The organism is Mycobacterium yunnanensis (assembly GCF_025823185.1).
Lineage (GTDB): Bacteria > Actinomycetota > Actinomycetes > Mycobacteriales > Mycobacteriaceae > Mycobacterium > Mycobacterium yunnanensis.
This window is the reverse complement of sequence record NZ_JACKVK010000011.1, coordinates 718750-737653: the sequence shown is the minus strand read 5'-3', so window position 1 is coordinate 737653 and position 18904 is coordinate 718750. Positions and strand designations below refer to the sequence as shown.

Annotated in this window: 16 protein-coding genes; 13 read left to right on the top strand and 3 right to left on the bottom strand. The window is 69.2% G+C overall.

The window, feature by feature from the left end; translation table 11 throughout:
* The 6 genes from ftsY (at window position 1) to H7K45_RS23295 (ending at window position 8568) form a co-directional block, all read left to right on the top strand.
* The gene (gene ftsY, locus H7K45_RS23320) at window positions 1-1377 is read left to right on the top strand and encodes a signal recognition particle-docking protein FtsY (RefSeq protein ID WP_263998425.1); all 1377 of its coding nucleotides are present in this window, start codon (window positions 1-3) and stop codon (window positions 1375-1377) included.
* Window positions 1378-1546: 169 nt separating this feature from the next.
* The gene (locus H7K45_RS23315) at window positions 1547-2929 is read left to right on the top strand and encodes an ammonium transporter (protein ID WP_263998354.1); all 1383 of its coding nucleotides are present in this window, start codon (window positions 1547-1549) and stop codon (window positions 2927-2929) included.
* 6 nt (window positions 2930-2935) lie between these two features.
* Window positions 2936-3274: a P-II family nitrogen regulator gene (locus tag H7K45_RS23310; protein ID WP_149478580.1), complete on the top strand. Its 339-nt coding sequence runs from the start codon at window positions 2936-2938 to the stop codon at window positions 3272-3274.
* Window positions 3275-3357: 83 nt separating this feature from the next.
* Window positions 3358-5865, top strand: coding sequence for a [protein-PII] uridylyltransferase (locus H7K45_RS23305; RefSeq protein ID WP_263998353.1), 2508 nt, complete (start codon window positions 3358-3360; stop codon window positions 5863-5865).
* A gap of 24 nt (window positions 5866-5889) precedes the next feature.
* Window positions 5890-7461, top strand: a complete 1572-nt coding sequence (gene ffh / locus H7K45_RS23300) for a signal recognition particle protein (RefSeq protein WP_263998352.1) — start codon at window positions 5890-5892, stop codon at window positions 7459-7461.
* Window positions 7462-7485: 24 nt separating this feature from the next.
* A complete protein-coding gene (locus H7K45_RS23295; RefSeq protein WP_263998351.1) occupies window positions 7486-8568 on the top strand; it encodes an amidohydrolase family protein in 1083 nt (360 codons plus the stop codon).
* Here the strand turns inward: H7K45_RS23295 and H7K45_RS23290 are convergent.
* The 3 genes from H7K45_RS23290 to H7K45_RS23280 all read right to left on the bottom strand — a co-directional run bounded on the left by H7K45_RS23290 (window position 8565) and on the right by H7K45_RS23280 (window position 12069).
* A complete protein-coding gene (locus tag H7K45_RS23290) occupies window positions 8565-10109 on the bottom strand; it encodes a diflavin oxidoreductase (protein ID WP_263998350.1) in 1545 nt (514 codons plus the stop codon). The two genes, H7K45_RS23295 and H7K45_RS23290, sit on opposite strands and share 4 nt — an antisense overlap.
* A gap of 92 nt (window positions 10110-10201) precedes the next feature.
* A complete protein-coding gene (locus H7K45_RS23285; RefSeq protein WP_263998349.1) occupies window positions 10202-11035 on the bottom strand; it encodes a D-alanyl-D-alanine carboxypeptidase family protein in 834 nt (277 codons plus the stop codon).
* A gap of 146 nt (window positions 11036-11181) precedes the next feature.
* Window positions 11182-12069: a D-alanyl-D-alanine carboxypeptidase family protein gene (locus tag H7K45_RS23280; protein ID WP_263998348.1), complete on the bottom strand. Its 888-nt coding sequence runs from the start codon at window positions 12067-12069 to the stop codon at window positions 11182-11184.
* A 132-nt stretch (window positions 12070-12201) separates the two neighbouring features.
* Between H7K45_RS23280 and H7K45_RS23275 the strand changes: the two genes are divergently transcribed.
* From H7K45_RS23275 to rimM, 7 genes are all read left to right on the top strand, one after another.
* Window positions 12202-14013: an N-acetylglutaminylglutamine amidotransferase gene (locus tag H7K45_RS23275; RefSeq protein WP_263998424.1), complete on the top strand. Its 1812-nt coding sequence runs from the start codon at window positions 12202-12204 to the stop codon at window positions 14011-14013.
* A 1-nt stretch (window position 14014) separates the two neighbouring features.
* On the top strand, window positions 14015-15703 hold the full coding sequence (gene ngg, locus H7K45_RS23270) for an N-acetylglutaminylglutamine synthetase (RefSeq protein WP_263998346.1): 1689 nt from the start codon (window positions 14015-14017) through the stop codon (window positions 15701-15703).
* Window positions 15704-15791: 88 nt separating this feature from the next.
* Window positions 15792-17009: an osmoprotectant NAGGN system M42 family peptidase gene (locus tag H7K45_RS23265; RefSeq protein ID WP_263998423.1), complete on the top strand. Its 1218-nt coding sequence runs from the start codon at window positions 15792-15794 to the stop codon at window positions 17007-17009.
* Between the two features lie 28 nt (window positions 17010-17037).
* Window positions 17038-17454: a nuclear transport factor 2 family protein gene (locus H7K45_RS23260; RefSeq protein WP_263998345.1), complete on the top strand. Its 417-nt coding sequence runs from the start codon at window positions 17038-17040 to the stop codon at window positions 17452-17454.
* A gap of 186 nt (window positions 17455-17640) precedes the next feature.
* Window positions 17641-18114 (top strand): 30S ribosomal protein S16, encoded by a 474-nt coding sequence (gene rpsP, locus H7K45_RS23255; RefSeq protein WP_263998344.1) that lies wholly within the window; start codon window positions 17641-17643, stop codon window positions 18112-18114.
* Window positions 18111-18353, top strand: a complete 243-nt coding sequence (locus H7K45_RS23250; RefSeq protein ID WP_029114920.1) for an RNA-binding protein — start codon at window positions 18111-18113, stop codon at window positions 18351-18353. Before rpsP ends, H7K45_RS23250 begins: the two co-directional genes overlap by 4 nt.
* A 14-nt stretch (window positions 18354-18367) precedes the next feature.
* Window positions 18368-18898, top strand: coding sequence for a ribosome maturation factor RimM (gene rimM / locus H7K45_RS23245; protein ID WP_263998343.1), 531 nt, complete (start codon window positions 18368-18370; stop codon window positions 18896-18898).
* The last annotated feature ends 6 nt before the right edge of the window (window positions 18899-18904 follow it).

Sequence of the window (18904 nt, the reverse complement as noted above, 5' to 3'; positions counted from 1 at the left end):
TTGTTAGGTCTCTACATCGCCCTCGCGGCCATCGCCGTCCTGATCCTGGTGGCGCTCGTCGTCGGGTTGGTGCGCTACCGGCGGCGACGGATCAGCCTGTCGTCCACCGACACGGCGGAGCTCGAGAAGCCGGTCGACAGGTCGGGCGGATACACCGCGAAGTCGACGATCTCCTTCACCGAGGCCCCGACGGCGCAGAAGACCCCAGTCGCACCGCCGCCGACGAGACCCAAGGACCTGCTCGACGTCGAGGGCCTTCCGGCCGTCGGCGACGACGCGACCATCCCGCGCGACGCGCCCAAGCGCTCCATCTCCGAGGTGCAGCTGCCCGAGCCGCCGGCACCCCGGGTCGAGACTCCACCGCCCGGCACGCCCCCGCAGGTGGAGGAGCCGGTCGCCGAGGCGCCCGTCGTCGAGGCGCCCGTCGTCGAGGAGCCGCCGCAGATCGAGCCGATCGCCCCCACCGACGGCCGGCTGGAACGTCTGCGCGGACGACTCTCCAAGTCGCAGAACGCCCTTGGGCGCAGCATGCTCGGACTGCTCGGCGGCGGTGACCTCGACGAGGACTCCTGGGAGGAGATCGAGGACACCCTGCTGATCGCCGACCTCGGCCCGGTGGTCACCGAGTCCGTCGTCACTGCGCTGCGCGCCAGGATGGCCGCGGCCAGCGTCCGGTCCGAGGCCGACGCGCGGGCCATCCTGCGCGAGGTCCTCGTCAGCGAGCTGCGCCCCGACCTGGACCGCTCGATCAGGGCCCTGCCGCATGCCGACAAGCCCTCGGTGCTGTTGGTGGTCGGGGTCAACGGCACGGGCAAGACGACGACGGTCGGCAAGCTGGCCCGCGTCCTGGTCGCCGACGGACGCCGGGTCGTGCTGGGGGCGGCGGACACCTTCCGCGCCGCGGCGGCCGACCAGCTGCAGAGCTGGGCGGCGCGGGTGGGCGCCGAGGTGGTGCGCGGGCCCGAAGGCGCCGACCCCGCCTCGGTGGCGTTCGACGCCGTCGACCAGGGCGTCGCCACCGGAGCCGACGTCGTCGTCGTCGACACCGCAGGCCGGTTGCATACCAAGACCGGCTTGATGGACGAGCTCGGCAAGGTCAAGCGCGTGGTCTCCAAGCGTGCCGTCGTCGACGAGGTCCTCCTGGTACTCGACGCGACGATCGGGCAGAACAGCCTGCCGCAGGCTCGCGTGTTCGCCGAGGTCGTCGAGATCACCGGCGTCGTGCTGACCAAGCTCGACGGTACGGCCAAGGGTGGCATCGTCTTTCGGGTGCAGCAGGAGCTCGGCGTGCCGGTCAAGCTCGTCGGCCTCGGGGAGGGACCCGACGATTTGGCGCCGTTCGAGCCGGGGGCGTTCGTCGACGCGTTGCTCGGCTGAGCACTCGCCGGGTGCCGCGACGAGGCGGTTAACGCCGACGAAACGCAATCGTCCGATCCGTTCACATCGGCGAAACACGGGCGGCTCATCCGCGAAACAACCAGTGCGCATTGTCTTGCCCTAGGTCATCGGTGACTAACCGTGGCATGGGCGAAGGAGGAAACTGGGAGTGGACGGATTTCCGATAATGGGTGTTCCCGACACGGGGGACACCGCATGGATGTTGGCGAGCTCCGCCTTGGTGTTGCTCATGACACCGGGTTTGGCGTTCTTCTACGGCGGCATGGTGCGCGCCAAGGGCGTCTTGAACATGCTCATGATGAGCATCAGTGCCATGGGCGTCGTGACGGTGCTGTGGGTGTTGTACGGCTACTCGGTGGCGTTCGGCAACGACGTCGGCAACTTCATGGGCAACCCCACTGAGTACTGGGGACTCAAGGGCCTGATCGGGGGTAACGCCGCCGCGGCCGTCCCCGCGGACGCGTCTACCGGAACCGCCGCAGTCGATGCGGTCAACATCCCACTGGCAGGCACGATCCCGCAGCTCGTATTCGTCATGTTCCAGCTGATGTTCGCCATCATCACCGTGGCCCTGGTGTCCGGCGCGGTGGCCGATCGGTTGAAGTTCGGCAGCTGGCTCGTCTTCGCGGGCCTGTGGGCCACCCTGGTCTACTTCCCCGTCGCGCACTGGGTGTTCGCCTTCGACGGCTTCACCGGCGAGACCGGCGGCTGGATTGCGAACAAGCTCAAGGCAATCGACTTCGCGGGTGGTACCGCGGTCCACATCAACTCCGGCGCTGCCGGTCTGGCCCTCTGCCTCGTCCTCGGTCGGCGCAAGGGGTGGCCGGGTAGCCCGATGCGTCCACACAACCTGCCGTTCGTGATGCTCGGCGCGGGCCTGCTGTGGTTCGGCTGGTACGGGTTCAACGCCGGATCCGCCCTGAGCTCCAACGGAATCGCCGCGACCACCTTCGTGACGACCACGGTCGCCACCGGTGCTGCGATGCTGTCCTGGCTGCTCGTGGAGAAGATCCGCGACGGGCATGCCACGTCCCTCGGCGCCGCGTCGGGCATCGTCGCCGGCCTGGTGGCGATCACCCCGTCCTGTTCGTCGGTCAACGTGCTCGGTGCGCTGGCGGTCGGCGTCATCGGCGGCGCGGTCTGCGCGCTCGCCGTCGGCCTGAAGTTCAAGCTCGGTTTCGACGACGCCCTCGACGTCGTCGGGGTGCACATGATCGGTGGTTTGACGGGCACGTTGCTGATCGGCCTGCTGGCAACTCCCGAGGCGCCAGCCGCGGTCAAGGGATTGTTCTACGGCGGTGGATTCGACCAGCTGTGGCGTCAGGCCGTCGGTGCGTTCGCGGTTCTTGCCTACTCGTTCATCGTGACGACTATCTTGGCCTTGATCCTCAAGTTCACCATCGGGCTGCGTCTCGGGGAAGAAGACGAAGTCAACGGCATCGACGAGTCCGAACACGCAGAGACCGGTTACGACTACGCCTCCGTCGGCGGCGGATCGGTCATCGGCAAGCACCCCGGCCTGGAGGTATAGGAAGATATGAAGCTCATTACTGCGATCGTCAAGCCGTTCACTCTGGAGGACGTCAAGACGGGTCTCGAGCAGGCGGGCATCCTCGGGATGACCGTCAGCGAGGTGCAGGGCTATGGCAGGCAGAAGGGCCACACCGAGGTCTACCGCGGGGCGGAGTACTCCGTGGACTTCGTGCCGAAGGTGCGGGTCGAGGTCCTGGTGGACGAGGCCGCCGTCGACAAGGTGGTGGACGTCATCGTCCAGGCCGCCCGCACCGGCAAGATCGGCGACGGCAAGGTGTGGGTCAGTCCGGTCGACACCGTGGTTCGCGTGCGCACCGGTGAGCGTGGGGCCGACGCCATTTGACGTCCCCACGGTGATCTAGGCGTCGTCTCCCGGACGCGCATCGAGCAAGCAGTCGACCAGAAGTGAGTCCGGGGAGGACCGAGATGACCAGGCAGACACCCGATCCCGCCGCAGGCGCCCCTCGCTGGGTGGCGCCTGCGGCGGGATCGTCGCGTCCGGCCAAGGATTTGGCCACCGCGGCCGAACAACTGATGACCGGTGGCGCCCGACTGGACGCCCCGGCCCTGCGGGATGCCTTGCTCGACCTGCACGAATTCTGGCTCACCACCAAGGCCGCCGAGATCGGCATCACGGCCACCAGTGGCTTCGCCATCGTCGCGACCGGTGGGCTGGGGCGCGGCGAGCTGCTGCCGTACTCCGACCTCGACCTCACGCTCGTTCACGACGACATGCCGCTCGACGTGGTGTCACAGGTCGCCGAACTACTCTGGTACCCGTTGTGGGACGCCAACATTCACATCGACCACAGCGTCCGCACGGTGCCGGAGGCGCTCAAGGTCGCCAGTGAGGACATCTCGGCGGGGCTGGCGATGCTCGACGCGCGGCACATCGCCGGGGACGCGGACCTCTCGGCGTTGCTGGTCGGCGGCGCCCGCCGGCAGTGGCGCACCGGAATCGCCCCGAGATTCGAGGAACTCGTCGCACACACGCGGGCCCGCTGGGACCGCAGCGGTCAGATCGCCCACCGCGCCGAACCCGACCTGAAGAACGGACGCGGCGGTCTGCGCGACGTCCAGTTGCTCAACGCGCTGGCCATCGCGCAATTGGCCGACGCCTATCCCAGCCGCTCGCTGGCCTCGCCGACGGGATCGTTGGGGGACGCGCATCTCGCCTTGCTCAACGTGCGCACCGAACTGCACCGCGTCTCCCGCCGTGGCCGGGAGATGCTGCTGGCGCAGTACGCCGACGAGATTGGCGCCGCGCTGCACATCGGTGACCGGTTCGACCTCGCCAGGATGCTCAGCGATGCCGCGCGCACTATCGGCTACTACGTCGACGCCGGGATCCGGACCGCGTCGAATGCGTTGCCGCGCCGGGGTTTGGCCGTGCTGCGGCGACCCGTACGCCGACCCGTCGACGAGGGTGTCGTCGAGTATGGCGGGGAGATCATGCTGGCCCGCGACGCCCGGCCCGAGCGTGACCCCGGGCTGATCCTGCGCGTCGCGGCGGCCTCGGCCACCACGGGGTTGCCGATGTCGTCGTCGACGCTGGCGCGGCTGGCCGAGACCGCGCCCGAGTTGCGGACCCCGTGGCCCCGTCAAGGGCTCAAGGATCTCCTGGTGATGCTCGCTGCCGGCGGGGCCACCGTCTCCACCATCGAGGCCCTTGACCGAACCGGGTTGTGGGGCAGGCTGTTCCCCGAGTGGGGCGCCGTGCGGGACCTTCCGCCGCGCGACGTCGTGCACATCTGGACCGTCGACCGGCACCTCGTCGAAACCGTCTCGCGGGCAAGCGCTTTCACTACGCGGGTGTCGCGCCCCGACCTCCTGGTGCTGGGCGCGCTGGCCCACGACATCGGCAAGGGCCGCGGCGGGGACCACAGCGTCATCGGGGCCGATCTGGCGACCCAGATCGGCACCCGGCTGGGGTTGTGGCCGTCGGACGTCGCGCTGCTGTCGAAGATCGTGCGCTACCACCTGTTGCTGCCCGACACCGCGACGCGGCGCGACCTGCAGGACCCGAAGGTGATCGCGTCGGTGGTCGACGCGCTCGACGGTGACCCCGTGCTGCTCGAATTGCTGCACGCTCTCGCCGAGGCCGACTCGCTGGCCACCGGACCGGGCGTGTGGGGGGACTGGAAGGCCTCACTGATCGGCGACCTGGTGCGCCGGTGCCGTCTGGTCATGGCGGGCGAGCCGCTGCCGGCACCCGATCCGATCGACCCGCGGCACCTGTCGCTGGCCGCAGACGGCGGCGTGCACGTCGAGCTCACGCCCTCGGACAGCCCGCACGTGTTCGACGTCGTGATGATCGCGCCAGACCGCCGAGGACTGCTGTCCCGGGCCGCGGGCGTCCTGGCGCTCAACTCGCTGCGGGTGCACTCTGCCTCCGTCACGGTTCACGAGGGGGTCGCGATCACGACGTTCGTGGTCTCACCTCACTTCGGGTCGCCGCCGGCCGCCGAGCTGCTGCGCGAACAGTTCGTGCTGGCGCTGGCCGGGGACCTCGACGTCATCGGCGCGCTGGAACGCCGCGACCGCGAGAGCGCGGCGGTGAACACCACCAGGGCCGGGGACATCCCCGACGCGGTGCCCATCAACGCGCCGGCGCCCCCGCGGGTCCTGTGGTTCGAGGGCACCGCGCCCGGCGAGTTCGTCCTGCAGATTCGCAGCACCGACCGGGCGGGCCTGCTGGCCCGGCTGACGGCGGTGGTCGAACGCGACGGCGTCGACATCGCCTGGGCGAAGGTCACCACGCTGGGGTCGACGGTCGTCGACGCCTTCGGACTCGTGGTGCCGGCGCTCGCGACCGGCGAGGAGGCCGGTGAGGTCACTCGCGACGCCTCCGAGGCGCGCGCCGAACTGGAGCGTGACCTCTACGCCATGTTGCCGACCCCGGCGCGACCGAAGGCAGTGCCGGAGGCCAGCTAGCAGGCCGCCAGCTAGGCTAAGCACGTGTTCGAATCGCTTTCCGACCGATTGACCGGGGCCCTCTCCGGCCTCCGTGGCAAGGGTCGGCTCACCGACGCCGACATCGACGCCACCGCCCGCGAGATCCGCCTGGCCCTGCTCGAGGCCGACGTCTCGCTGGCCGTGGTGCGGGCCTTCATCGCCCGCGTCAAGGAGCGGGCCAAGGGTGCGGAGGTCTCCGGCGCACTGAACCCGGCGCAGCAGGTCGTCAAGATCGTCAACGACGAACTGATCGGCATCCTCGGCGGCGAGACCAGGACGATCCGGTACGCCAAGACCCCGCCGACGGTCGTGATGCTCGCCGGTCTGCAGGGCTCCGGCAAGACGACACTGGCCGGCAAGCTCGCCAAGTGGTTCAAGGGGCAGGGACACACCCCGCTGCTGGTGGCGTGCGACCTGCAACGCCCGGGTGCGGTCAACCAGCTCCAAATCGTCGGTGAGCGCGCCGGCGTCTCGGTGTTCGCGCCGCACCCCGGCGTGTCGCCGGGCGGCGTCGACATCGCCGAGATGAAGATCGGCGATCCCGTCTCGGTCGCGGCCGCCGGGCTCGCCGAGGCCAGGGCCAAGCACTTCGACGTGGTCATCGTCGACACCGCGGGCCGCCTCGGCATCGACGAGGAGTTGATGGGCCAGGCCGCCGCGATCCGCGACGCGGTCGACCCCGACGAGGTGCTGTTCGTCCTCGACTCGATGATCGGTCAGGACGCGGTGACGACCGCCGAGGCCTTCCGTGAGGGCGTCGGCTTCACCGGCGTGGTGCTGACCAAGCTCGACGGCGACGCCCGCGGTGGCGCCGCGCTGTCGGTCCGAGAAATCACCGGCGTGCCAATCCTGTTCGCCTCCGACGGCGAGAAGCTCGACGACTTCGACGTCTTCCATCCCGACCGGATGGCCAGCCGCATCCTGGGCATGGGCGACGTCCTGACGCTCATCGAACAGGCCGAGCAGGTCTTCGACGCCGAGAAGGCCGAGGCCGCCGCGGCGAAGATCGGCTCGGGCGAGCTGACCCTCGAGGACTTCCTCGAGCAGATGCTGATGATCCGCAAGATGGGTCCGATCGGCAACCTGCTGGGCATGCTGCCCGGAGCCGGTCAGATGAAGGACGCGCTGGCCGCGGTCGACGACACCCAGCTCGACCGGGTGCAGGCCATCATCCGCGGCATGACGCCGGCCGAGCGGGCCGATCCGAAGATCATCAACGCCTCCCGGCGACTGCGCATCGCGAACGGCTCTGGCGTCACGGTCGCCGAGGTCAACTCGCTCGTCGACCGGTTCTTCGACGCCCGCAAGATGATGTCGCAGATGGCTGGCCAGATGGGGATGCCGTTCGCGCGCAAGGGTTCTCAGCGCAAGGCCGCCAAGGGCAAGAACAAGCAGGCCGGCAAGAAGAAGGGCCGCGGACCCACCCCGCCGAAGAACCCCAATCCGTTGGGCGTCGGCGGCGGGATGCCCGCGGGGTTCCCGGACCTGTCCAACATGCCCAAGGGGCTCGACGAGCTGCCGCCGGGGCTGGCCAACTTCGACCTGTCGAAGCTGAAGTTCCCCAACCAGAAGTAGGTGGCGTGAAGATCGTCTGACCCGGTGCCACTCCACGTTCGAGGCCGTGGGCTGCCCGACGGCGAGCCCGTCGAGTGGTGGGTGGCGTCAGACGGGCGGCTGAGCGCCGAACGACTCCCGGGCGCCGAGACCGTCTTCGGGTCCGACGGAGACGCTGGCTGGATCATTCCCGGCCTCGTCGACGCGCACTGCCACGTCGGGTTGGGTTCGCAGGGACCGACCGACTACGACCAGGCGGTCGCCCAGGCCGAGACCGAGCGCAGCGTCGGCGCGCTGTTGCTGCGCGACGCGGGCTCGCCGGTCGACACCCGTCCCATGGACGAGCGCGAAGATCTACCGCGCATCATCCGGGCGGGCCGTCACCTGGCCAGGCCCAAGCGGTACATCCCCCGGTTGCCGATCGTCGTCGAGGACGAGTCGCAGTTGCCTGCGGCCGTCGCCGAGCAGGCGCGCTGGGGTGACGGCTGGGTCAAGCTGGTGGGGGACTGGATCGACCGCGGTGTCGGCGATCTCGCGCCGCTGTGGTCCGACGACGTCCTGGTCGAGGCCATCGCCGCGGCGCACGCCAACGGTGCCCGGGTGACCGCGCACGTCTTCGGGGAGGATGCCTTGCCGGGGTTGATCATGGCGGGCATCGACTGCATCGAGCACGGCACCGGCATCACCGACGACGTCATCGCCATGATGCTCGAGCATGGCACCGCGCTGGTCCCGACGCTGATCAACGTCGAGAACTTCCCCGGAATCGCCGACGCCGCGGGCAAGTACCCGACCTACGCCAGGCACATGCGCGAGCTGTACGCCTCGTCTCCGGCCCGGGTAGGTGCCGCGCACGACGCCGGGGTGCCGATCTACGCCGGTACCGACGCCGGCGGAGGCATTGCCCACGGCCGCATCGCCGACGAGGTCGCCGCCCTGACGACCATCGGGATGAGCGCGACCGACGCGCTGGGCGCGGCGTGCTGGAACGCCAGGGCGTGGCTGGGTCGCCCCGCCCTCGAGCACGGAGCGTCGGCCGACCTGGTCTGCTACGACCAGGATCCGAGACTGCCGGGGGTGCTCGACCATCCGGCGCTGATCATGTTGCGTGGCCGTGTGTTTCGCTAGTACACGTCGCGGACGTAGCGGTGGGTCTTGACGAGGTCGTTGACGTAAGCGTGGGCGTCGGATGCCGTCATGCCGCCGCACCGGGCCACGATGTCATGCAGCGTCGCGTCGACGTCCCTGGCCATCCGCCTTTCATCGCCGCACACGTACAGGTGGGCGCCGTCCTGAAGCCACCCGAACAAGTCAGCCGAGTTCTCCCACATGCGCTGCTGCACATGATGTTTGGGACCGTTGGTGGGATGGTCGCGGGAGAACGCGAGGTCGAGTCTGGTCAAGGTGCCTGACGACGCGAAGTCCAACAGTTCGTCGCCGTAGAGGAAGTCGGCGTCGCGGTGACGGTTGCCGAAGAACAGCCACGACCGTCCCGTGGCCCCGGTGGCCCGGCGCTCCTGCAGGAAGGCGCGGAATGGCGCCACGCCGGTGCCCGGTCCGATCATGACGATGGGAACGTCGTCCGCGGGCAATCGGAAGGTGTGATTCGGGCGCAGGTGCACCCGGAGTGAGGCTGCGCGCTCCGCGAGGTGCGTCGACGCGACACCGCCGTGTCGGCGGGCGCCGGAGTCGTAGCGCACGGTGGCCACCGTCAGGTGCACGCGGTCCGGATGCGCCAGCGGGCTGGAGGCGATCGAGTAGTCGCGTGACTGCAACGGCCGCAGGGTGTCCAGGTAGTCGTCGACTGTGATCTCGGCGCGCCGCACCAGGTCGAGGGTGTCCTCGCCGCGAGTTCCGGCCCCCGGGGCAAGCGATCGAAGGGATGGTGACGGTGTGCGGATCTCGAGACGGTCCGACAGCAGCACCCCAAGCGGTTCGTCGTAGTCGGCGACGACGGACCCGTGGTCGAGGCCGAAGTGCGTCAGAATCGCATCGACGAGCCGGGGGTCGTTGGTCGCGTGCACGGCGACGGAATCGCCGGCTCGATGGGCGAAGTCGTGGCCGGCGAGGTCGACCTCGTAGTGGCGGACCTCCCGGTCCGACGACGGCGATGTCAGCACCCTGTTGACCACGAGCGGTGCGTCGACGGTGCGGTGGCGGTCCCGCGTCCCCGTCGGTTTGGGCGTCGGCGACGAGGGTGGAACGGTCCGGTCGGCCTCGAGCAGTTTGACCAGGTCGGCGGTCCACGCGGCGGCGGGCCGTTCGTAGGCGCCGTCGACGTCGACGCGGTCGAGCAACCGGGTGGCGCCAAGGGCCTGGAGGCGTGTGTCCAGCAGTTTGCCTGCGTTGCAGAAGAATTCATAGGACACGTCACCAAGCGCCAGCACCGCGAAGCTCAGGTGTTCCAGCCGTGGGGCGTCGGGCGCGCTGAGTGCCTCCCAGAAGAGGGTGGCGTCATCCGGAAACTCTCCGTCGCCGAAGGTCGAGCACGCCACCACGAAGTGAGTCGCCGACCGTAGGTCGTCGGGGCCGACCTGGTTGAGTTCGACGGGCTCGGTCGGCGTGCCGATGGCGGCAACGGCCTCGGCGAAGGACATGGCGGCGTCTTCGGCGTTGCCCATGTCGGTGCCGAAGGCCACGAGCAACGAAAGGTCTTGGTGGGCGGTCACGTTGGCTCCCTGGATCAAGGCGCGGGGTGAGCACGCCAATGAAGTTAGGGTGACCTTAGTTGGTCGGTGCTGGCCGTGGGGGCGTACCTCGCCTACGTCGGCTGGCCGAAGCCCCAGTCGAAGAGGTCGACCGCCTGGCCGTAGAGGTCACCGCTGCCGTACATCAGGACCACCACCAGCCGTCGCCCGTTGCGCTGCGCGGCGGTGACGAGCGTCTTGCGGGCCAGGTCGGTGAAGCCCGTCTTGCCCGCGAAGTCGCCCGGGTAGCGCGAGAGCAGTTCGTTCTGGGCGTGCAGGGTCTTGCCGGGGAACGAGGCCGTGGGGGCCTGGAAGATCTGGGCGATCAGCGGATACTTGAGGGCCTGGCGGTAGATCAGGGCGAGATCGTAAGGGGTGGTGAGGGTTTCCCAGCCGGGGCCGTCGAGCCCCGAGGGTGACGACGCGCGGGTGCTCCGTGCGCCCAACGACTGTGCCTTCGCGTTCATCGCCGCCACCGCCGCCCGCTGTCCGCCAAGCATGTCGGCCAACATGTTGGCCGCGTCGTTGCCAGACACCATCAGCAGCCCCGCCAGCAGTTGGCTCGTCGTATATGCCTGCCCGGGCACCAAGCCGACGCACGAACATTCGACCTTCGTGTGGCTTGCGTTGGCTCGCGCGAAGGAGTTCGGGTTGAGGTGGTCCAGGACGACCATCGCCAGCAGCGGCTTGATGGTGCTGGCGGGGGCGCGCGGCACGTTGGCGTCGCGGCTGCCGAGCACCTGGCCGCTGTCGAGGTCCGCGACCAGCCAGGCCTGCGCCGGACCGTCGGGCGGGGTGGAGACCGTGCCTGCGGGTTGTGCGCCGGGCAGCGCGGACGCGACGGGTGCGGCCGGCACCGCAGTGAGGGCGAAGGCCACCACGGTCATCGCCGCGAACAGTCGTCGCACACCGCGAGCGTAGGGATCTACGGACTCGCCCGGCGCACGATCCGGTCTCCGTCGCGTCTCGTTGCGGCGCCGACACTCCGCTTGATGACGCCCACATCGGCGTGTCGCGTCAACGACCGTAGTCTCGGCGCAGCCGTCACCCGCTCCTACAGCGTGCCGATGGCCGCCGACTCGTCCTGGGCGAAGCCCCAATCCAGAAGTCCGGTGGCCTGATCCCAGTACGTGGGCCCGCCCTCGACGACGAGTCCGTACATCATCGCGACCACCAGACGCCGGCCGTTGCGCTCGGCGGCGCCCACGAAGGTCTTGCGGGCCGGGTCGGTGAACCCCGTCTTGCCACCGAGCATGCCCGGATAACGACCCAGCAGCTCGTCTTGGTTGTACAGCGTGACCGGTCCGTCGGCCCCGGGGAACGGGGCGGTCGGGGAGGACGTGATCGCGGTGAACACGGGGTTGCGCAGTGCGGCGCGAAACACGACGGCCAGGTCATGCGGCGTCGTGTAACCGTCGATGCCGGGCCCGTCCAGCCCGGACGGCGATCCGGCGCGGGTGCCGGTGGCCCCAAGTTCGAGTGCCTTGGCGTTCATCTTGGCCACGGCGACGTCGGTGCCACCGAGCATGTGGGCCAGGGTGTTCGCCGCGTCGTTGCCCGAGACCAGCAGCAGTCCGTCGAGCAGTTCCTGCGTCGTATAGGTGTGCCCGGCGGTGACGCCGACACAGTTGCACTCGGCCGTGGCATCGGCCTGGGTGGCGACCACCGTCGCGTCCAGCGGCAGTTCGTCGAGCACGACCAACGCCAGCAACACCTTGATGGTGCTGGCCGGCGGATGGGTGACGTATTCGTCCTTGCCGGCGAGGATGCGGCCGGTATCCAGGTCGGCCACGATCCAGGCGGGCGCCGGGCCCGCCGGTATCGGGGGAGTTCCGGCCGGGGCGGCGTCGGCGTCGGCCGCGGCGACGGAGGTGTCGAGCACCGATGACGTGGACAGCAGCGTCGCGAGGAGGATCGCGAGGGCGCCGAGGAGCCGGACCATGGCCGCTCAGCCTACCCACCGCCGCGAGCGTGACCCGCGCCACGGCGGGGTTTGGTGGCCCCTACCGGCGGCTACACATCAGGCGCTCGATTACCCCCAGGAGCCCGCTGACACACCGAGGAGTCGATCACCATTTGTGGCATTGCCGGCGAAATCGCACACGGCCGAGCGGCCGATCTCGGAGCCATCGGCGCGATGACGGAATGCATGGTTCCCCGCGGCCCCGACGGCGGCGGAGCCTGGTCCAGTGGTGCCGTGGCCTTCGGCCACCGGCGGCTGGCGATCATCGACCTCTCCACCACCGGCCACCAGCCGATGCACGACCCCGAATTGGGGCTCACCGTCGCCTTCAACGGGTGCATCTACAACTACCCCGAACTCCGCCGCGAGCTCCTCGGCAAGGGCTACCGCTTCTTCTCCCACAGTGACACCGAGGTCATCCTCAAGGGCTACCGCGAATGGGGTGAGCGCGTCGTCGACCACCTCAAGGGCATGTTCGCCTTCGCCGTGGCCGAGACGACGACGGGGCGCGTCGTGCTGGCTCGTGACCGGCTCGGCATCAAGCCGCTGTACTGGTCCGTGGTCGACGAGGGCCACGGCACGGGTGCGCTGCGCTTCGCATCGTCGCTGCCCGCTCTGGTGGCCGCAGGCGGGGTGAACACCGACCTCGACCCGGTGGCCCTCAACCACTATCTGAGCTTCCACTCCGTCGTGCCGGCCCCTCGGACGATCCTCGCGGGCGTCCGCAAACTCGAACCGGGCACGATCATGCGCGTCGAACCCGACGGTTCCCGCACGACGCACACCTACTGGGAGCCGGTCTTCGAACGGTCGCCCGAGCGCGCCACCTGGTCGGAGGCAGAGTGGCAGGACGCGATCCTTGGCTCGCTGCGCACGGCCGTCGAACGCCGTCTCGTCGCCGACGTCCCCGTGGGTTGCCTGCTGTCCGGCGGGCTGGATTCCAGCCTCATCGTGGGCCTGCTCGCCGAGGCCGGCCAGCACGGTCTGGCGACCTTCTCCATCGGCTTCGAGGCCGCGGGCGGGGAGGAGGGTGACGAATTCAAGTACTCCGACGTCATCGCCCGGCACTACGGCACCGACCACCACCAGATCCGCATCGACACCGCACGCATGCTTCCTGCTCTGAGCGACACCATCGGCGCCATGAGCGAGCCCATGGTCAGCCATGACTGCGTGGCGTTCTACCTGCTGTCGCAGGAGGTCAGCAAGCACGTCAAGGTCGTGCAGTCCGGTCAGGGCGCCGACGAGATCTTCGCCGGCTACCACTGGTACCCGCCCATGGCCCACGCCGGCGACGCCGACGTCGACGATGCGCTCGGCCGCTACCGCACGGCGTTCTTCGACCGCGACCACGCCGGCCTGGACCGGTTGTTGTCCCCGTCGTGGCGGGTGGACGCCGACGTGGCAGGCGACTTCGTCCGGGAGCACTTCGCCCATCCGGGTGCGGCCACCGCCACCGACCGCGCGCTGCGCCTGGACACGACCGTGATGCTCGTCGACGACCCGGTCAAGCGCGTCGACAACATGACGATGGCGTGGGGGTTGGAGGGCCGCGTGCCGTTCCTCGACCACGAACTGGTGGAGCTCGCCGCGACGTGCCCGCCCGAGTTGAAGACCGCCTACGACGGCAAGGGCGTCCTGAAGGAGGCCGCCCGCAGCGTGATTCCCCACGAGGTCATCGACCGGCCCAAGGGGTACTTCCCGGTGCCCGCGCTCAAGCACCTCCAGGGGCCCTACCTCGAATTGGTCGAGGACGCCCTCCGCAGTTCCGCGGCCAAGGATCGTGGCCTGTTCAATCCCGCGGCGGTCGACGAGCTGCTCGCCGACCCGAACGGCAACCTGACACCGCTGCGAGGAAATCCGTTGTGGCAGATCGGGTTGCTGGAGCTGTGGCTGGCCCGCCACGTCGACGGGGTCAAGTGACATGACGGTCGTCCAGGACCTCGGGTGGGGGCGGCTGGTCTTCGGACAGACCTGCGAGGACCCCGAGCAGTTCGGCAACGCCCTGCGCGCGGAGGCCAGCGGACGGCGCGACATCGGCATGTACCTCGACGCGCCGCACGTCTTCGTGGCGTTGCATCCGCAGGAGTTCTTCATCGACCCGAGTTTCACCTACCGGGTCGACCTGACCGCGCCGCTGGACTACGAGCCCGCACCGGTGCCAGGGCTGTCCGTGCGCTCGGTTCAACGGATCGAGGACTGCGCCGCGATCAACCAGATCTACCTGCAGTGCCGCATGGTTCCTGCCGACGTCGACCTCATGTGGAGCAACAGCCGCGACGAGCCGCACATGGTGTACCTGGTGGTCACCGATGACGACACCGGTGCCGTGGTGGGCACCGTGACCGGCATCGACCACGCTCAGCTCTTCGGCGACGAGGAGAACGGGTCGAGCCTGTGGTGCCTCGCGGTCGACCCGACGCTGTCGCGGCCGGGCGTCGGTGGTCTGCTCGTCCGTTCGTTGATCGAGGAGTTCATCCGGCGGGGACGGCGCCAGATGGACCTGTCGGTACTGCACGACAACGAGGGCGCGATCGCACTCTACGAGCGGATGGGCTTCGTCAGGGTGCCGGTGCTCGGCGTCAAGCGCAAGAACGCGATCAACGAGAAGCTCTTCGCGCCTGCCAAGTCGGAAGAGGAACTGGCCCAACTCAATCCGTACGCCCGGATCATCGCCGACGAGGCCATCCTGCGCGGTATCGCCGTGCAGGTGCTCGACGCGAAGGGTGGCTACCTCAAGCTGACTCACGGCGGCACCAGCGTGGTGACCCGCGAGTCGCTCTCCGAGCTCACCAACGCCGTCGCCATGAGTCGGTGTGACGACAAGCGTGTGGCCCGGCGCGTGGTCGCCGAGGCGGGCATCAGGGTGCCGCGTGGTCAGTCGGCCGCCTTCACCGAGGCCGATCACGAGTTCCTGGCCGAGGTGGGCTCGGTCGTGGTGAAGCCGGTGCGCGGCGAACAGGGCGCGGGCATCACCGTCGGGGTCAGCCGGCCCGAGGACCTCGATCGCGCGGTCCGACTGGCTGCCGAGCAGTGTCCCGACGTCCTCCTCGAAGAGTTGTGTCCGGGTGAGGATCTGCGCGTCGTCGTCATCAACGGCAAGGTGATCGCCGCGGCGCTGCGCCGCCCGCCCGAGGTCGTCGGCAGCGGCGACCACACCATTCGCCAACTCGTCGAAGCGCAGAGCCGGCGCCGCTCGGCCGCCACCGGCGGCGAGTCGGTCATTCCCGTCGACGACCTCACCGCCGACACGGTGCGCGAGGCTGGGTGGGACCTCGACGACGTCCTGCCGCTCAACGAACGGCTCGTGGTGCGGCGCACGGCGAACCTGCACACGGGCGGAACCATCCGCGACGTCACCGACGACCTCGACCCGGTCCTGGCGAAGGTGGCCGTCGACGCGGCCGACGCGATCGGCATTCCCGTCACCGGCATCGACCTGATCGTGCCCAAGGTCGACGGGCAGGAGTACGTGTTCATCGAGGCCAACGAACGCCCCGGGCTGGCAAACCACGAACCCCGGCCGACGGCACAGGCGTTCGTGGACTTGCTCTTTCCCCGCACGGCTGCCACGCCGTGGGCGTGGCAACCCGCCCCCGTCACGCAGGATTGACCCTCGCTAGGCTCCCGGCCTGAGAGTGCTTCATCGACCAACCCGGAAGGCCCCAGTGACTGACCTCGCGCCCACGACCGCCGCACGGATGAGCGACGACGACCGAAGCTGGATGGTCGACACGCTGCTCGCCCTGCTGCAGACGCCGAGCCCCTCGGGGCGCACGGACGCGGTGATGCAGTTGATCGGCGGCATCCTCGACGAACTCGGCGTCCCGTTCACCCTGACCCGCCGCGGCGCGCTGACCGCGGAGCTGCCGGGCGCCTCGGCCACCACCGACCGCGCGATCGTCGTGCACGCCGACACCATCGGTTGCATGGTCCGCGACCTCAAGGACAACGGGCGTCTGGAGCTGATCCCGGTGGGCACCTTCTCTGCGCGGTTCGCCGCCGGTGCCCGGGTGCGCATCTTCACCGACGACAGCGACGACTTCATCACCGGTACGGTCATGCCGCTCAAGGCATCTGGGCACGCCTACGGCGACGACATCGACACCCAACCCACCGACTGGGAGCACGTGGAGGTCCGCGTCGACCGCAACGTGTCGACCCGGGAGGACCTGGTCCGAATCGGGCTCAACGTCGGCGACTTCGTCGCCTTCATCACCAGCCCCGAGCTCACCGAGGACGGATTCATCGTCTCGCGCCACCTCGACGGCAAGGCGGGTGTCGCCGTCGCCCTGGCGCTGGCCAAGAACGTCATGCAGAACCAGATCGTGTTGCCCCACCGGACCACGATCATGGTGACCATCACCGAGGAGGTCGGTCACGGCGCCAGCAGCGGTCTGCCGCCCGACGTCGCCGAATTGGTGTCGGTCGACAACGCGGTGTGCGCGCCGGGCCAGCACTCCCTCGAGCACGGCGTCACCATCCCCATGGCCGACCTTCACGGCCCCTTCGACTACCACCTCACGCGCGGCCTGCTTCGGCTGGCCAAGGAGCGCGGAATCGCCCACGCCAGGGACATCTTCCGGTTCTACCGCTCGGACGCGGCGGCGGCGATCGAAGCGGGCGCCAACACCAGGGCCGCGCTGGTCGCGTTCGGGTTGGACGGCAGCCACGGCTGGGAGCGCAGCCACCTCGACTCCCTCGAGGCGTGCTACCTGCTGCTGGAGACCTGGCTGGAGACGCCGCTGACGTTCGAGGCCTGGGACGCCAAGCCGTCGGGCAAGCTTCGTGACTTTCCGTCCTCGATGCAGCCGTCGCCCACCGAGCAGTGGGTCCCGCTGTCCCGTGGTGACCACACCGAACCCGGCGAGGTGTCGCCGGGGGAGCATTGGCCGCCGTCGGAGGGTCCGCACGCCTGACCCCGGCCCGAGGTGTTCAATCGAATCCATGCTGAGTCTGGAAGAGATCTCCGACCGCCTCGAAATCCAACAGCTACTCGTCGACTACTCCACGGCGATCGACACGCGCCGCTTCGACGACCTGGACCGGGTGTTCACCCCCGACGCGTACATCGACTACCGCGCGATGGGCGGCGTCGACGGTGCCTTCCCCGAGGTGAAGAAGTGGCTCTCGGAGGTGCTGCCCAACTTCCCGGCGTACTCGCATCTGATCGGCAACTTCGACGTGAAGGTCACCGGGGACACCGCCAGCTCGCGCATCCTGTGCTTCAACCCCATGAAGCTCTCCGACGACGGGCAGATCCTGTTCTGCGGGCTCTGGTACGACGACGAGTTCGTCCGCACCGCCGAGGGGTGGCGCATGACGCGTCGGGTCGAGACCAAGTGCTTCGACCGGGTCGTCTGACGCGATTTTCGCCGATGGGGCGTGGTCTGGCACAATGGGCGGCTGTCTGACGGACGACACGGTTCGGTGAGGTGACCCCTCCCGATGCGCCGCCCGCCGGTCACACACGCAAGGCAAGACCGGACCTGGCAACCCGCCAGAGTCGCTGAATTGCACGCGTGGCAATCACAGGAGAATCGCTTCACCATGGCTGTCAAGATCAAACTCGCCCGCTTCGGCAAGATCCGCAACCCCCAGTACCGCATCTCGGTCGCCGACGCGCGCAACCGCCGCGACGGTCGCGCCATCGAGGTCATCGGCAAGTACCACCCGAAGGAAGAGCCCAGCCTCATCGAGATCGACTCCGAGCGTGCGCAGTACTGGCTGAGCGTGGGCGCGCAGCCCACCGAGCCCGTCCTCGCGCTGCTGAAGATCACCGGTGACTGGCAGAAGTTCAAGGGCCTCCCGGGCGCCGAGGGCACCCTGCGGGTCGCGGAGCCCAAGGTCAGCAAGCTGGACCTGTTCAACGCCGCGTTGGCCGCCGCCGACGACGCCCCCACGGGTGACGCGACCACGGCCAAGAAGAAGAAGGCGCCCGCCAAGAAGGCCGACGACGCCGCCCCGGCTGCTGACGAGGCCACCGAGGCGCCCGCCGAGACCGCCGACGCCGCTGCCGAATGAGCACCGTCGTCGTCGACGCCGTCGAGCACCTGGTGCGCGGCATCGTCGACAACCCCGATGACGTCCGGGTCGACATGGTGACCAACCGTCGCGGTCGCACCGTCGAGGTGCACGTGCACCCCGACGACCTCGGCAAGGTCATCGGCCGCGGAGGACGCACCGCCACGGCGCTGCGCACGCTGGTCGCCGGCATCGGTGGCCGCGGCATCCGCGTCGACGTGGTGGACACGGACCAGTAGTTAGTCGGCTGCTCGTGGACCTCGTCGTCGGACGTGTCGTCAAGGCGCACGGAATCGGCGGCGAGGTCGTCGTCGACGTCCGGACCGACGACCCCTACGAGCGCTTCGCGCCAGGAAACGCCCTTCGGGCCAGGGCGCGGGACTCCTCGGAGACCCGTCTGGTCGTCGAGTCGATGCGCGAACACGGCGGTCGGCTGCTGGTGCGGTTGGCCGGCGTCTCGACCCGTGATGCCGCAGATGCGTTGCGCGGCAACCTGTTCGTGGTCGACACCGCGGACCTGCCGCCGATCGAGGATCCCGACGAGTTCTACGACCACCAACTCGAAGGGCTCCGGGTGCGCACCACGGCAGGCCGTGACGTCGGCGTGGTCGCCGAGGTGCTGCACACCCCGGCGGGGGAGATCCTCGCGGTGCGCCCCGCCGAGGGCGACGGTCCCGAGGTGCTGGTGCCGTTCGTCGGCGCCATCGTGACGTCGGTGTCGCTGGCCGACGGGTCGGTCGAGATCGACCCGCCCGACGGACTGCTGGACCTGGATTCGATCTGAGGTGAG